Origin of the sequence: Luminiphilus sp. nBUS_16, assembly GCF_051201645.1 — a bacterium.
Taxonomy (GTDB): Bacteria; Pseudomonadota; Gammaproteobacteria; order Pseudomonadales; family Halieaceae; genus Luminiphilus.
Genome location: NZ_CP179205.1, coordinates 3,012,310 through 3,025,976, shown reverse-complemented (window position 1 = coordinate 3,025,976; position 13,667 = coordinate 3,012,310). Strand labels below are relative to the sequence as shown.

General features: G+C 54.0%; 12 protein-coding genes. 7 read left to right on the top strand and 5 right to left on the bottom strand.

Annotated elements, in window-relative coordinates:
- Positions 1-114: 114 nt before the first annotated feature.
- Positions 115-435: an iron donor protein CyaY gene (gene cyaY, locus ACMAY6_RS13465; RefSeq protein ID WP_435212627.1), complete on the top strand. Its 321-nt coding sequence runs from the start codon at positions 115-117 to the stop codon at positions 433-435.
- 144 nt (positions 436-579) lie between these two features.
- Here cyaY and argH read toward each other — a convergent pair whose 3' ends face one another.
- The gene (gene argH / locus ACMAY6_RS13460) at positions 580-1,989 is read right to left on the bottom strand and encodes an argininosuccinate lyase (RefSeq protein ID WP_435212625.1); all 1,410 of its coding nucleotides are present in this window, start codon (positions 1,987-1,989) and stop codon (positions 580-582) included.
- 130 nt (positions 1,990-2,119) lie between these two features.
- Between argH and hemC the strand changes: the two genes are divergently transcribed.
- Genes hemC through ACMAY6_RS13445 form a run of 3 tightly spaced genes read left to right on the top strand, consistent with a single transcriptional unit; the run spans position 2,120 to position 6,239 of the window.
- Positions 2,120-3,028, top strand: coding sequence for a hydroxymethylbilane synthase (gene hemC / locus ACMAY6_RS13455; protein WP_435216043.1), 909 nt, complete (start codon positions 2,120-2,122; stop codon positions 3,026-3,028).
- Positions 3,025-5,007: a uroporphyrinogen-III C-methyltransferase gene (locus ACMAY6_RS13450; RefSeq protein ID WP_435212623.1), complete on the top strand. Its 1,983-nt coding sequence runs from the start codon at positions 3,025-3,027 to the stop codon at positions 5,005-5,007. Before hemC ends, ACMAY6_RS13450 begins: the two co-directional genes overlap by 4 nt.
- 2 nt (positions 5,008-5,009) lie before the next feature.
- Complete coding sequence (locus ACMAY6_RS13445) at positions 5,010-6,239, top strand: heme biosynthesis HemY N-terminal domain-containing protein (protein WP_435212621.1); 1,230 nt, start codon at positions 5,010-5,012, stop codon at positions 6,237-6,239.
- Between the two features lie 21 nt (positions 6,240-6,260).
- Here the strand turns inward: ACMAY6_RS13445 and ubiD are convergent, their stop codons facing one another.
- From ubiD to trxA, 3 genes are all read right to left on the bottom strand, one after another.
- Entirely contained in the window at positions 6,261-7,760 is a 1,500-nt protein-coding gene (gene ubiD, locus ACMAY6_RS13440; RefSeq protein ID WP_435212619.1) for a 4-hydroxy-3-polyprenylbenzoate decarboxylase, read from the bottom strand.
- A gap of 95 nt (positions 7,761-7,855) precedes the next feature.
- Positions 7,856-9,124 carry a transcription termination factor Rho gene (gene rho, locus ACMAY6_RS13435; protein WP_435216041.1) on the bottom strand — a complete coding sequence of 423 codons (1,269 nt, stop codon included), beginning with the start codon at positions 9,122-9,124 and terminating at the stop codon, positions 7,856-7,858.
- A gap of 674 nt (positions 9,125-9,798) precedes the next feature.
- On the bottom strand, positions 9,799-10,125 hold the full coding sequence (trxA, locus tag ACMAY6_RS13430; RefSeq protein WP_435212617.1) for a thioredoxin TrxA: 327 nt from the start codon (positions 10,123-10,125) through the stop codon (positions 9,799-9,801).
- A gap of 39 nt (positions 10,126-10,164) precedes the next feature.
- Between trxA and ACMAY6_RS13425 the strand changes: the two genes are divergently transcribed.
- The 3 genes from ACMAY6_RS13425 to ACMAY6_RS13415 all read left to right on the top strand — a co-directional run bounded on the left by ACMAY6_RS13425 (position 10,165) and on the right by ACMAY6_RS13415 (position 11,833).
- Complete coding sequence (locus tag ACMAY6_RS13425) at positions 10,165-10,485, top strand: GIY-YIG nuclease family protein (RefSeq protein WP_435212615.1); 321 nt, start codon at positions 10,165-10,167, stop codon at positions 10,483-10,485.
- The gene (locus tag ACMAY6_RS13420) at positions 10,472-10,960 is read left to right on the top strand and encodes a TIGR02444 family protein (RefSeq protein ID WP_435212613.1); all 489 of its coding nucleotides are present in this window, start codon (positions 10,472-10,474) and stop codon (positions 10,958-10,960) included. The genes ACMAY6_RS13425 and ACMAY6_RS13420 overlap by 14 nt, the downstream gene beginning before the upstream one ends.
- A 138-nt stretch (positions 10,961-11,098) precedes the next feature.
- The gene (locus ACMAY6_RS13415) at positions 11,099-11,833 is read left to right on the top strand and encodes an FKBP-type peptidyl-prolyl cis-trans isomerase (RefSeq protein ID WP_435212611.1); all 735 of its coding nucleotides are present in this window, start codon (positions 11,099-11,101) and stop codon (positions 11,831-11,833) included.
- 225 nt (positions 11,834-12,058) lie between these two features.
- Here ACMAY6_RS13415 and gshA read toward each other — a convergent pair whose 3' ends face one another.
- A complete protein-coding gene (gene gshA / locus ACMAY6_RS13410) occupies positions 12,059-13,651 on the bottom strand; it encodes a glutamate--cysteine ligase (RefSeq protein WP_435212609.1) in 1,593 nt (530 codons plus the stop codon).
- Positions 13,652-13,667 lie beyond the last annotated feature (16 nt).

Below are 13,667 nucleotides of genomic sequence, written 5' to 3'. Positions count from 1 at the left end.
ACTCCAAAGGCCCTTATTATATCAGTGTGGGGCAGCCTGCTGTTGGCCAAGGGGACCCTATGACGGTGTTACTGGCCTGTGGGGCCCGCTCAGCCCAAAACCCGAGGAGAGACAATGACCAGCACGATTTACTTTGACCGAATCGACGAGACCTTTGACTGCGTCGAAACCCGACTCGAAGCGCTTCCAGAGGATCCTGATTTGTCGGTTGCCGAAGGCGTCATTAACGCACGATTTGCCAATGGCGTGGTCTTTGTTTTTAGTCGACAACCCCCCACTGAGCAGCTGTGGCTTGCGACTCCGGGCGGCGGATTTCATTACGTTTGGGATGACGCGCTTGGTGACTGGCGGGACACTAAAACTGCAGACGCTTTTAGAGAGTTTCTCCCCAAGCAACTTCGTGAACACGCAAAGGTCGAATTTTCTTGGGATTAAAGGCGTGTTATCCCTAGCCCCGTTTAGTTTGTTTATGGGATTCGTTGCCCAGACCTAGTCATTATCAGCAGATACCGCTCGGCCAATGTGGGTGGAGAGCTTGTCACCTTGTGGCGGGGTTAGTGAGTGGTCCTCCACATTGCCTTAGCGTGATGCTAAAAGCTTTAATGCACTGGCGGCAGCGGCGGCCACCTGCCTAGGGCTGGTCCCGCCTATGTGATCTCGAGCGGCAACGGAGCCTTCAAGGGTGAGGACATCAAAAACATCGTTGTCTATGTCGTTGTAGAAGCCCCGTAGCGTGCTCAATGAAAGATCCTCAAGGCGGCAGGACTCAGAAACGCAATGGGCCACGGCATTGCCCACCACTTCATGTGCATCGCGAAAAGTGACTCCGCGCCGCACAAGGTAGTCGGCAAGGTCGGTGGCAGTAGCAAAGCCCTCCAATGCTGCGTTGCGCATATTCTCTTGGTTAGGGGTCAGCGCAGGCACCATGTCTGCAAACGCACGTAAACAATCGTGTAGCGTTTGTACCGTATCAAAAAGAGGCTCTTTATCTTCCTGATTGTCTTTGTTGTAAGCGAGAGGTTGGGACTTCATTAGGGTGAGCAGGGCCATAAGGTGGCCATTAATCCGCCCGGTTTTACCCCGCACGAGTTCCGGCACATCAGGATTCTTCTTTTGCGGCATGATGGAAGAGCCGGTGCAAAAACGGTCTGGAATGGTGATAAAGGCGAATTGGGCCGATGTCCAAAGTACGAGCTCTTCCGACATGCGTGACAAATGTGTGGTTATTAGAGCGGCAGCTGCCGTAAATTCGATGGCGAAGTCTCGGTCTGAAACAGAGTCGAGGGAGTTGCGGGTGGGAGATTCGAACCCCAAAGCATCGGAAGTCATCATTCGGTCGATTGGGAAAGTAGTGCCTGCCAGTGCAGCAGCCCCGAGGGGGCACTGATTTAAGCGCGCCTGACAATCTTGGAGCCGACCAAAGTCACGGTCCAGCATTTCATACCATGCCATCAGGTGATGCCCAAAAGTAATCGGCTGTGCAACTTGAAGGTGGGTAAATCCCGGCATGACGGTGCCCGAATGCTCAGCCGCAAGTTCAACAATTCCCTGCTGCAAGCGGGTCAGTTGTTGGGTGACTGCATCAATCGACTCGCGCAGCCATAGCCTAATATCAGTGGCAACCTGATCATTGCGTGAACGGCCTGTATGCAACTTTTTGCCGGTGGCGCCGATAATTTCAGTAAGTCGAGCTTCGATGTTCATATGAACGTCTTCCCGATCAACCCGCCACTCGAAGCTCCCCAAGGCTATTTCTTCAGAAATTTGGGCCAGGCCCGCTTCAATTTCCGCAAGATCGGCAGGGGACAATATATTCTGGGCACACAGCATTTTGGCGTGTGCCAGAGATCCACGGATATCTTGCGACGCTAATCGTCGATCAAAGGCCTCAGAGGCCGTAAAGCGTTGCACAAAGGCATCGGTGGGTTCTGCGAAGCGTCCACCCCACAGTTTGCTGGTTGTCGCTTCGGAATTTTTGGATTGACTCATGTGCAGTCCTGAAATGCAGCCCCCTTTGAGTTGGGGTAATGGCCTGATGGGCGAGCCCCAGTATAGCATTGTGGCGCTATGGATCAGCGCAAGCCATGGTAAGCTGGAACCTCTTATTGAGGAGTATCTCGTGTCCAAGCTCGTTATTGCCACCCGAGAGAGCCCGTTGGCGCTCTGGCAGGCCAACTATGTCGCAGATCGACTGCGCGCACTGTATCCGGATCTCACGGTAGAACTGTTGGGTATGACCTCTCGCGGAGATCAATTACTCGATAAACCTCTCTACAAAGTCGGGGGGAAAGGGCTGTTCGTTAAGGAGTTAGAAACAGCACTGCTCGATGGCCGCGCAGATATCGCAGTGCACTCTATGAAAGACGTACCCATGTCGCTGCCTCCCGGCCTTACGCTGGGCGTTATCTGCGAGCGCGAAGATCCTAGAGATGCCCTTGTTGGTATATCGGCTCTATCTGAGCTTGATGAGGGTGCCCGCTTTGGAACATCGAGTTTGCGCAGGGCCTGCCAGATAAGGCGCGTACGCCCTGATTTAGATATTGGCTTTTTACGAGGCAATGTGAATACCCGATTGGCGAAGCTAGATGCGGGTGAGTTCGATGCCATTATTCTCGCCACAGCGGGTTTAGTGAGGTTGGGCTTTGAGTCGCGAATCGGCGCGCGTATAGAGCCTGAGGTTTCACTACCTGCCGGTGGCCAGGGTGCTGTCGGTATTGAGTATCGCAGTGATGATGATCGAGTGGCTGAGCTGCTAGCACCCCTGAACGACCCCCTCACGGCCAAATGTGTAACTGCTGAGCGCGCAGTCGTGAGAGTGCTGGATGGTGGTTGTGATGTTCCGATCGCCAGCTACGCGGTACAAGAGAACAATGAGCTTTGGCTGCGGGCATTGGTGGGTTCCGTTGACGGAAGCTCTGTGCTGGAGGCCCAAGCTCGGGGCACCGAAGCTGAAGAGCTGGGCCGAGAAGTTGCGCAGGCCTTGCTCGATGGAGGTGCAGCGGAACTGCTCGAGGCCGCGCGAGGGTGACCCTAACAGCGGTCCTGACACGGCCCGGGGGGGTAGTTGAGCCCCTGCGGATCGTGCTTGAACAGCGCGGTGTTGACAGCATTGTGCAGCCCTTAATCAACATCGCATCGATTTCTGTCGAGGACAGAGAGCTGATAACGCTTTACCCCGGTGATATTTGTATTTTTATCAGCGTGAATGCTGTCGAACAGGGCCTTGCTAATTTAGCGCCACAGTTACGTGAGCTAGGGTGCCCAATTCTGGCGGTAGGTCGAGCGACAGCAAGCGCCATATCGTCGGCAGGATTTGATGTCAGCGTGCCTTCACAGGCTGACTCTGAGGGCTTGTTGGATCTTGATATTCTGCACGGCGTCAAGGGCAAGCAAATTGTTCTCGTCAAAGGCGAGGGTGGCCGTGGTTTGCTCGCTGAGGCTTTGCGTGAGCGAGGAGCCGAGGTCGTCAGCTACGTGTGTTACCGGCGAGCTCCAACGGAGATTGATGCCGGTCAGTTTTGCTGGCAGTTGTGTGAAAAGGAACACTTGGTTTTTCAGGCGAGCTCTGGAGAGATTGTTGAACAATTAACCGATCTACTGGGGCGGGGCGGTCAGCCCAACCTGCTAGATAGTCCTGTGATTGTGCCTTCGAAGCGTGTTGCTAAAATTGCAGCGGGGCTGGGTTGGAGCCGTATCATCACGGCAGCCGGTGCGGGTGATGATTCGTTTCTTGCGGCCATTGAGCCCCTGCAAAGTCAGCAGATTAAGGAGCAAACGCGGCTAAACGAACCACTGAAGGAGCAAAACGGTATGGTGGCCGAAAGCCCTAATGACGCTAACAGTGAATTAGCACCAATACCCGAGGACAAACCTGCGAAGAAACCCGCTGCGGCTGATCCCGTCAGCACGCCGGCATCCAAACGCAGCAGTGACCGTTTTGCTAGGACGCTGCTAGTGTTGCTGCTATTGGTGCTCGGTGGTGGTGCTTATCTTGGCTGGGCCTACGGTTTACCTCGCTATCAAGAATTAATGTTACAGCTTGAAGCCAGCGACGCTCGACTGGCCGCTTTAGAGGGTTCACCGGATACTCTTGCCCGTGAGCTTGCTTTGGGGTTTGAGCAACAAATGGCAGAGTCTCAGGCGTTAACGTCGGCAGCATTGCAAGCCTCAGCAGCGCGGCAATCTCAACGTCTGCTAGAGCAGGAAAGCGTGGCCCAACTGATGTCAGAGCGTCTTGAGCGAGTCGACATCCGGCTCGCTAGGCTCACGGCTACTGATCGACGGGCTTGGTTGGCCAACGAGGCCGCTTTTTTGGTCAGGCTGTCGGCACAGCGGTTGCTGGTGTCTAGAGATATCGACGCCGCGCAAGCGCTGCTGGCTAATGCAGATGCTTTACTCATGGAGGTCAATGACCCGCGATTTATCACCGCACGGCGAGCGCTTGCTGCCGACTTAGCGCGTCTTGCAGTGGCCCCAAGGGTGGATTCGGTAGGTCTATACGCTCGGTTTGCCGCACTCATTGAGCAGGCCGCTTTATTACAGGTTCGGGTTGCCAAGGCACCAGAGCCCCCAGTACCAGCGAGTGAGGGCTTATGGTCTCAGGCGAATGCTGGATGGCGCGCGGCGCTTGATAAATTGTCACGTTACCTCGTGGTGCACCGCCGTAGCGATGAGCGGGCCGGGCTGCTGACGCCTGATTGGGAGAATTTGATTCGCCAAAATCTTCGCATGTCCCTTGAGCAGGCTCAAATTGCAGCGCTGTCTGCCAACGCGACCCTGTTTCAACACGCCGTCGCCCGAGCCCGGGCATCCATAGAGGTTTTTACAGACACTGATCCCGATCGGGTTGCGGCCATGGTCGCCGAGCTCGATGGGCTAGCGGTCCTCAATATCGCGCCTGAAATACCTGATTTATTGGCCTCTCGCGCTGCGTTGGCCGATGCCATCAGAGCGATAGACAGCGGCGATAACGTCATGGGCGTGGCGGCTCCGGCGGAGGTCGACTAACGATGCGTGGATTCATCGTCTTGGCAGTCTTAGGCCTGATATTGGGTGCCGCACTGGTGAATCAGGTCGATCAAGATGGCGGTTATGTTTACGCCAGTCTCGGTGATGTGGTGGTGGAGACGAGTGTTTGGTTTGCCCTCCTAGCGTGGTTGATCACCTGGGGGCTGATAGCACTTTTATTGGGCGCTGTTCGGCGAGTGTGGGGCACCCAGCGCGTATTGAGCGGTTGGATGGGCCAGCGGAAAAGTCGTAATGCCACGGCACTCACAAATCGCGGTCTCATCAGTTTTATCGAGGGAAATTGGGAGCGAGCGCGGACGCAGTTGCTGCGCTCGGCGCGCTACAGCGATGCCCCTTTGGTGAATCATCTTATTGCTGCGCGCGCGAGTTTTAGGTTGGGGAACATTGACGAAGCCAAGGAGCAGCTCGGAAAGGCTGAAAGTGTTGAGGCAGACGCAGGCGTGGCGGTTGAGCTGACGCAGGCAGAACTTCAGTTATCGGCAGGTAACTATGAGCAGGCGCTGGCAACTTTAGTCCGGGCCCGGGCTAACGCCGCACAACACCCTTACGTCTTGGCACTGTTGGCAAGAGCGCACCGGCATTTAGGTGAATGGGATGCACTGCGCCCGCTGTTACCTGAGCTGCGGAAATATGGCTTATTGGAAGACGTTGCACTGAGAGGCCTTGAGGGGGAGCTCTGGCATGCGCTTATCCGGTCAATTGCTGAGCAGTCGAATGGTAGTGTCAAGGACCTCGAGGTGCTGTGGCGTGACATGCCCCGTGCGCAGCGCGAGCAATTGCCGCTGAGGATTTGCTATCTCGATGCCCTGATTACACTACGTGGTTATGGCGAGGCAGAAAAACACATCGTTAGCTGGCTGGGAAAAGATTGGCAGCCTGAGCTGGTGGCGTTTCTGGGGTGCTTTCCCCCTGACAATCCGCGCAAGCTTCTTAAAATAATTCGAAAATGGCTGGACGCGCCTAGCCATGATGGCGCGTTGCTTTTAGCCGGAGCCAGGGTGGCACTCCACGCTAGGGAGTGGGAGACCGCGGGTACCTGGCTTGAGCAGGCGTATCAGAGAGGGTCTACCCCTGAAAATTGTTGCGAGTTGGCGCGCTTTTGCACTGCAAGGGGCGAGCATGAGCGAGCCAGTGCGTTGTCGGCAGAGGCTGTAGGGTTGACTCTTGCGCCACTGCCCGAGGTGCCATTGCCCGATTCCAAAGAAGGGTAGTAATCACGCAATCTGAGTGTTTTAACGTCCCGGGAGCTCGATGTTGAGCTCTTGCCAGATTTCGTCAATACGGTCTTTTACAGTGCTATCCATGGCGATGGCTTCACCCCACTCCCGATCAGTCTCACCCTCCCATTTGTTGGTTGCATCCATGCCAACCTTGGACCCAAGGCCGGGGACAGGGGACGCAAAATCAAGATAGTCGATAGGCGTATTGTCGATGAATACGCAGTCTCTGCGTGGGTCCATTCTTGTCGTCATCGCCCAGATCACGTCTTCCCAAGAGCGTGCATTAATATCTTCGTCAGCGACAATGATGAACTTGGTGTACATGAACTGGCGCAGGAAAGACCAAATTCCCAACATGACACGCTTGGCATGCCCGGGGTATTCCTTGCGAATCGTGACAACCGCCATTCGGTAAGAGCAGCCTTCCGGTGGTAGGTAAAAATCGACGATCTCTGGAAATTGCTTCTGCAGCAGTGGTACGAAAACTTCATTGAGAGCGACGCCTAAAATTGCGGGTTCATCGGGTGGGCGTCCGGTATAAGTACTGTGGTAGATAGGGTTTTTGCGAGTCGTCATTTTTTCAACGGTAAACACGGGAAAGTGTTCGACTTCGTTGTAGTAGCCGGTGTGGTCGCCATAGGGACCTTCCTCGGCCTCTTCGCCGGGGTCTATGTATCCCTCAAGAATAATTTCTGCGTGAGCTGGAACGCGAAGATCATTGGCTTTGCAGCGATCGGTCAGGCACTCGGCGAGCTCGGTTTTACTGCCACGTAATAAGCCGGCGAAAGCGTATTCGGACAATGCGTCTGGGACAGGTGTTACCGCCCCCAAGGTTGTCGCCGGGTCGGCTCCCAGCGCAATGGCTACCGGGTAGGGTTCCCCAGGGTGCTTAAGTGTCCAATCTCTAAAGTCGAGTGCCCCGCCACGATGGGACAGCCAACGCATGATCAACTTGCGTGGGCCTAGGCGCTGCATGCGGTAAATGCCAAGATTCATTCTTGGTTTTTCTGGGCCGCGTGTGATCACTAGCGGCCAAGTGATGAGAGGGGCAACATCCCCGGGCCAGCAGGTTTGAACCGGGATGGTGGTTAGGTCCACTGCGTCCCCCTCGAGCACCACCTCCTGACAAGGCGGGCGCTTAATGGTTTTCGGCCCCATATTCAGGACCTTTTTGAGTAAGGGGGCTTTGTCGATGAGGTCGCGCATGCCTTTGGGCGGGTCGGGTTGCCGCAAGTAGGCTAATAACTCACCGATTTCTCTCAAGGCCTTCGTTGACGTTGCTCCCATCCCACGCGCTACTCGGGTTTCCGTACCAAACAAGTTGGCCAGTACCGGCATGCTGTATCCCTTGGGATTTTCAAACAGGAGAGCGGGCCCACCGCCCCGCAATGTGCGGTCGGCGATTTCGGTCATTTCCAAGTTGGGGTCAACTTCCGCGGTAATACGAACTAATTGCCCCTCCGCTTCGAGGGTGGCAATGAAGTCCCGCAAATCGGTGAATTGTGCGGCCATAAATTGTCCTCACTGGGAGCGTTGGTATGCCCCTAGGGAGCTAGGGGCCAAAAGATAGCAGCTGGCGGAGGGCTGTTGCTTACTGCCCCCGGCGCTTATTTTCGCTTCATTGACTTAAAGAATTCTTCGTTGGAATTGGTGTTTTTGAGTTTATCCAGCAAAAATTCAACGGCGGGTAGATCTTCCATACCGTGCAGCAACTTACGCAGAATCCACATGCGTTGAAGTTCATCTTCACCGGTGAGCAGTTCCTCTCGGCGGGTACCCGAGCGACGAATATTAATCGCAGGATAAATTCGCTTCTCGGCTATCTTCCGGTCTAGGTGTAACTCAAGGTTGCCGGTGCCTTTGAACTCTTCATAAATTACCTCGTCCATCTTGGAACCGGTATCGATGAGGGCTGTGGCAATAATGGAGAGGCTGCCACCTTCCTCAATATTTCGTGCTGCGCCAAAAAAACGTTTTGGACGTTCGAGGGCATGGGCGTCCACACCACCCGTTAACACCTTGCCTGAGCTCGGTACAACGGTGTTGTAGGCACGTGCAAGGCGGGTAATAGAATCTAGAAGAATGACAACATCGCGTTTGTGTTCAACCAGTCGTTTAGCTTTTTCAATCACCATGTCGGCGACCTGCACGTGTCGTGAAGGTGGCTCATCAAACGTCGAGGCCACAACTTCAGCTCCCCGGGCGCCCACCGAACGCTGCATTTCGGTGACTTCTTCCGGACGCTCGTCAATGAGCAGCACGATCACATAGCATTCGGGATTATTCGTGATAATCGCCTGCGCTACGTTTTGCATCATGATGGTCTTACCCGCCTTAGGAGGGGCGACTAATAATCCGCGCTGACCCTTACCAATAGGCGCTACAAGGTCGATGATCCTACCGGTCAAGTCTTCGGTAGACCCGTTGCCTTTTTCGAGTGATAGGCGCTCATTGGGAAAGAGTGGCGTCAAGTTTTCGAAGAGGATCTTACTTTTCGCGCTTTCGGGCACTTCAAAGTTGACATCTTTTACTTTCAGTAACGCAAAGTACCGCTCAGAGTCTTTTGGCGGGCGGATCATGCCGGTAATCGTATCGCCCGTGCGCAGGTTGAATCGTCGAATCTGGCTGGGACTTACGTAAATATCGTCGGGGCCGGCGAGGTAGGATGAGTCCGATGAGCGAAGGAATCCGAAACCGTCTTGCAGGATCTCAAGAACACCATCGCCCCAAATATCCTCGCCGCTTTTGGCGTGACGCTTGAGCAGTGCGAAAATAATATCCTGCTTGCGTGACCGCGCCATATTTTCGAGGCCCATTTCCTGAGCCATATCAATCAGCTCTTGGGTGGGCTTGTCTTTTAGCTCGGTCAAGCTCAATGGGTTGGCACTGGGTGTGCTGGGTTCTCGTCGACGCTGTCGTCGGTTACGCCCTCTACGGTTGTTATTACCACCGTTGTCTTTTTCGCTGGCTTCCGCGTTTTCTGAAGTCGCCTCAGGAGTTGGCTGCTCGGGACTTGATGTCTCAGCGCCTTCGGTGCGATTTAATTTCAGAGTTTTGGTTTGCCCTGCGTCGGCGTCAGTCTCCGTCGCACTATCACTGGCGGCGGTATCGGGAGCGTCTTTCGCTTTCGCTGCAGCAACATCGGGGGAGGTTGGTTCGGCTGTTGTTTTGTTCGCCGCAGCCTCAGGGGCCGATTTGGCTGCGGCTTCGGTAGCGGCAGGTGTTTCTGAGGCATTTGCTGCCTCAACGTTGTTGCTCATTGAGCTATTGTTTTCATCCACAAGTAAAGTCCGGATTCATTAAGAAGGAGGTGCTGCCGTGGTGGGAATCCACTGCAGGTACGGTCTGGCCTTATCCGACGCTTTGCGCAAACACCCGACTTAAGTGGGTAGCCTGAGGCATGACAGTGTTGGAAAGGAACAAAGGCTCAACCGGGATGGTTGCGCCACATCTATAAACTAGCACTGCGAAACGGAGGCGTCCAGCCCCTCTTAACTATCTTTTTTAAAACATTGTTATTGGTAGCCCCTCAGCAGAGGGGCTGACAAAGCTAAAGACACTCGTCAACAAAAGCAGCAAGTTGGGATTTGCTCAGCGCACCGACTTTGGTCTCAACGGCATTGCCATCTTTGAAAATAATTAAGGTTGGAATGCCTCGGATGGCAAACTTTTCAGGAATACCAGGGTTGGCATCGACGTCAACCTTACAAATTTTTAAACGCCCATCGTATTCGGTGGCGAGTTCGTCGAGAATAGGCGCTATCATTTTGCACGGACCACACCACTCGGCCCAAAAGTCCACTAACACGGGTAGCTCTGAAGACAATACCTCAGCGTCAAAAGTGGCTTCGCTGACATGGACGATGCTTTGGGTCATAGGGACTCCCTGAAATAGAAACGTAAATTAGGTGGGTAGATGATGCCGTATAATAGCACCCCTAGGGCCGATGAAAAATGCCCCCCAGAGTCCGTGTGTTGGTGGGTGTATTTGGTGCGCTGTGCGGACCAGACGCTTTACTGTGGCGTCACGGTGAATCTTCCAAGGCGCTTGCGGCAGCATAACGGGGAGCTGGTTGGAGGTGCGCGCTACACGCGTGTCAGAAGGCCGGTGGAGTTGGTATGGAAAAAGTCGGCGAGCTCACGCAGCGAGGCGCAGCAGTTTGAAGCTCAGATGCGTCGTTTGTCGCGACAAGAGAAGCAAATGCTCATCGCAGAGGAGAAAGATGACAGCCCCTAATACCCTCAACGTGGATACTTTTTGGAGCTGGGCAGTCGCGCAGTGGACAGATCCCGTGGTGGCAACAGAAATGATGGCATTACAGGAGGAACATGGGTGCACCGTATTGGAGCTGCTACTGATGGGCTGGCTGGGTCGACAATGTTGGGCGGTGACCTCTGAGGCCCGGCATGCACTTGCCACTACAGCGGCGCCTTGGCTCGACGGTGTGGTTATTCCTTTGCGTAGCACGCGCCGTGTTTGGCGTGAAAATGATGGCCTGGCAAGCCAGCGTCAGCAGCTACAACGACTTGAGATTAAAGCTGAATATGCCTTGGCTGAATTATATTTTGGATCTTTGGCTGTACTTGGGCCAAGTGAGCTAGTTTTGATGGAAGAGTCGAGGGTGATTGATAACCTTGGTATAGCGCTCTCAGCTGCCGCGAAACCAATTCCTCGGCAGCGCATAGTCGGTCTTGGGGCGTTATTATCTTAACCAGTATTTACCGCCCCTTAAGCGCCGGTCACCCTTGGTAGTAGGTTAACGCTGGCACAAGCGCGACACTCCCTTTAAAATGGCTGTGTACCTTCTACGATGTCACAAGACGTCGATCACTTTTTGCAGGAAGAAACCATGTTTCGAATGACTACTGGTCGCATAGCGACTTTTTTGATGGCGCCGGTTCTGGTGAGCGCTTTGTCCGCTTGTCAGGAACAGGCTAAGGAGCCCGACCCCATGACACTAGATACCCCTGAGAAGCGTTTATCCTATGGTATTGCCCTGCGAATGGGTGAGCGTATGGTCGCGGATGGCATGGCGATGGATGTTGATGCTTATGCACTGGGAATGCGAGACGCATTTGAGGGTGCCGAGGCGCGACTGACCGAGGAAGAAATTACCGCTGAGATGATGGCGTTTCAGGAAAAAATGGAAGCCGAGCGTGCGGGTGAGCAAGCGGCTTTATCTGAAGGAAATTCAGAAGCTGGAGCGGCTTTCCTCGCTGAAAACGCTCAGCGTGAGGGTGTTACAGTGACCGAATCAGGACTTCAATATGAAGTCGTGAAAGCAGGCACCGGTGCGACTCCAGGTGTAGACGATCAGGTGGAGGTTCACTACCGAGGTACGCTGATTGACGGGACCGTATTTGATAGTTCTTACGATCGCGGCCAAACCGTGACTTTTGGCGTCACGCAAGTGATTGCTGGCTGGACCGAAGCGCTGCAGCTGATGCAAGAAGGTGCGACCTACAAGTTGTACATTCCCAGTGATCTTGCCTACGGAGCCGGTGGTGCTGGGCAAGTTATTGGCCCAAACGCCACGCTTATTTTTGATGTTGAGCTGGTCGCCATTGTTGCTTCAGAGTCATGAACCCCGTTGTGCGCTGAGCACAGCAATGTAACAAGCGTACAACGAAAGCCCGGTCTCATTGACCGGGCTTTTTTTTGGCTTTTTTAAAGTATGAGTCGTAAGGCTCTGTTACCTCTCGCAGAGCAGGTTCTTCCCAGTTCGGCGCATTAAATAAACGGATGCGGGGAGCCATTTTGCAGATTCTTGAGAACTCCTCGGCTGCCAGGGAATTCTGCGAGGTGTTGATCAGTCTTTTACCACGTTGTACTGGCTGTAAAATCGATCGAGATACGTCTGAAAGGACTCTTTGCTGTCTTGTTCCATGGCTTTCTGCTGATGCAATGAAACCTCTGTCGCGGTCTGAAATTCAGCTGTTTCAATAGGGCCCAGTGGCGCCGCTAAAAAGTCTTTCTGCCACCGCTTGGAGTAATTGAGCGCTAATTGCCAGAAAGGGGTGTTCGTGTCGCGCATCTCTCGTAGAACCCGCCCCGACGGTGTGAGTTCAGGATCGGCGATTCGTGCATAGGCAGCTTTGACTGCCTGCTGGTGCAGGTTTGAACCTGCCTCGGCATCCATGGTCTCTGCTGTTTTGGACATACTGTCGAGCAGTCGATGGGCAACAATCTTTAGGGGTTGATCGCCCTCAGGCGTCAGTAGCCGCACTTCAGGGGAGCGGCCCTCGTTAACAACCCGGCGCAGATTTTCCTGATTGCGCCGTTGTCCGTCTTCATTACAAAGTGGGCTCTGCGACAGGATGGCGTCGACAAGAAACACATCGATTAACCGCATTGTCTCGGCATCGATTCCCAAGGGCAAGAAGGGATTTATGTCGATACAGCGAATTTCGATGTATTCGATACCGCCGCGTTTAAGGGCGATAACAGGGGCTTCCCCTGATTGGGCAACCCGCTTGGGTCGTATGGGACTGTAGAACTCATTTTCAATTTGCAGCAAAGAGTCATTGAGCTGTGCTTGCTCGCCAGTCTCGGTAACGTCAAATTGTGCATAGTCAGCATGTGGCGTGACGATGGCGCTGCTGAGCGTTGCCAAATAATTTTCAAGATTGTTGTAGCAAACATTGAGGCTGGACTGGGCGTTGCTGGTGTAACCCAAATCACCCATCCGTAGCGAAGTAGCGTTGGGCATGTAAAGGCTAGTGCCGCTAGCATCGAAGGGGACTAAGGGGTGTTCGCGATTGCCCGCTAGAAAGCTGGCACAAACTGCCGGTGAGGCTCCCAACAAATAAATGAGTAACCATGCGCGATCGAAAAAGTTTCTTATCAGCCCTAAATAGCCGGCGGTTTGGAAGTCTTTGAGCGATCCCTTGCTGCCCTCACGCTCCCAGGCTGCGCGCCAAAATGCTTCGGGCATTGAAAAATTGTAGTGGATTCCCGCAATGGCCTGCATCATTCGCCCGTAACGAACGCCAAGGCCATTTCGATAAACACGTTTCATTTGCCCCACATTTGAAGTGCCATAGTGGGCAATAGGGATACTGCGATCGCCAGCAACGATGCACGGCATGCTAGCGCCCCAGATCAGCTCGCCGTTCAATTGCGAGGCGGTAAACCTGTGTATTGCATCAAGTTGGGCCAGTGTGAGCTCAACATCATGGGCCACTGGTGTAATAAATTCTAAAAGTGACTCGGAATAGTCAGTGGTAATTGAGGGGTGTGTGAGTGCAGACCCCAGTGTCGGTGGATGCGGGCTTTGGGCAAGCATTCCCGTAGACGCATTAACGCGCAGCCCTTCTTTTTCTATACCCCGGCAAATACCGGCCAACAAGTGTTTGCCAGAGCCTGAAACGAGGTCGTATTTAGCAGTCAGGGGTAAGTCCAAGGGCGTCTAAGTCTCC

What these genes read in the sequence shown, in the direction of transcription:
- ACMAY6_RS13415 (WP_435212611.1), top strand. Translation starts at nt 11,099, where the DNA reads ATGTTTCGAATGACTACTGGTCGCATAGCGACTTTTTTGATGGCGCCG.
- argH (WP_435212625.1), bottom strand. Translation starts at nt 1,989, where the DNA reads ATGAGTCAATCCAAAAATTCCGAAGCGACAACCAGCAAACTGTGGGGT.
- ACMAY6_RS13420 (WP_435212613.1), top strand. Translation starts at nt 10,472, where the DNA reads ATGACAGCCCCTAATACCCTCAACGTGGATACTTTTTGGAGCTGGGCA.
- ACMAY6_RS13425 (WP_435212615.1), top strand. Translation starts at nt 10,165, where the DNA reads ATGATGCCGTATAATAGCACCCCTAGGGCCGATGAAAAATGCCCCCCA.
- cyaY (WP_435212627.1), top strand. Translation starts at nt 115, where the DNA reads ATGACCAGCACGATTTACTTTGACCGAATCGACGAGACCTTTGACTGC.
- ACMAY6_RS13445 (WP_435212621.1), top strand. Translation starts at nt 5,010, where the DNA reads ATGCGTGGATTCATCGTCTTGGCAGTCTTAGGCCTGATATTGGGTGCC.
- ubiD (WP_435212619.1), bottom strand. Translation starts at nt 7,760, where the DNA reads ATGGCCGCACAATTCACCGATTTGCGGGACTTCATTGCCACCCTCGAA.
- trxA (WP_435212617.1), bottom strand. Translation starts at nt 10,125, where the DNA reads ATGACCCAAAGCATCGTCCATGTCAGCGAAGCCACTTTTGACGCTGAG.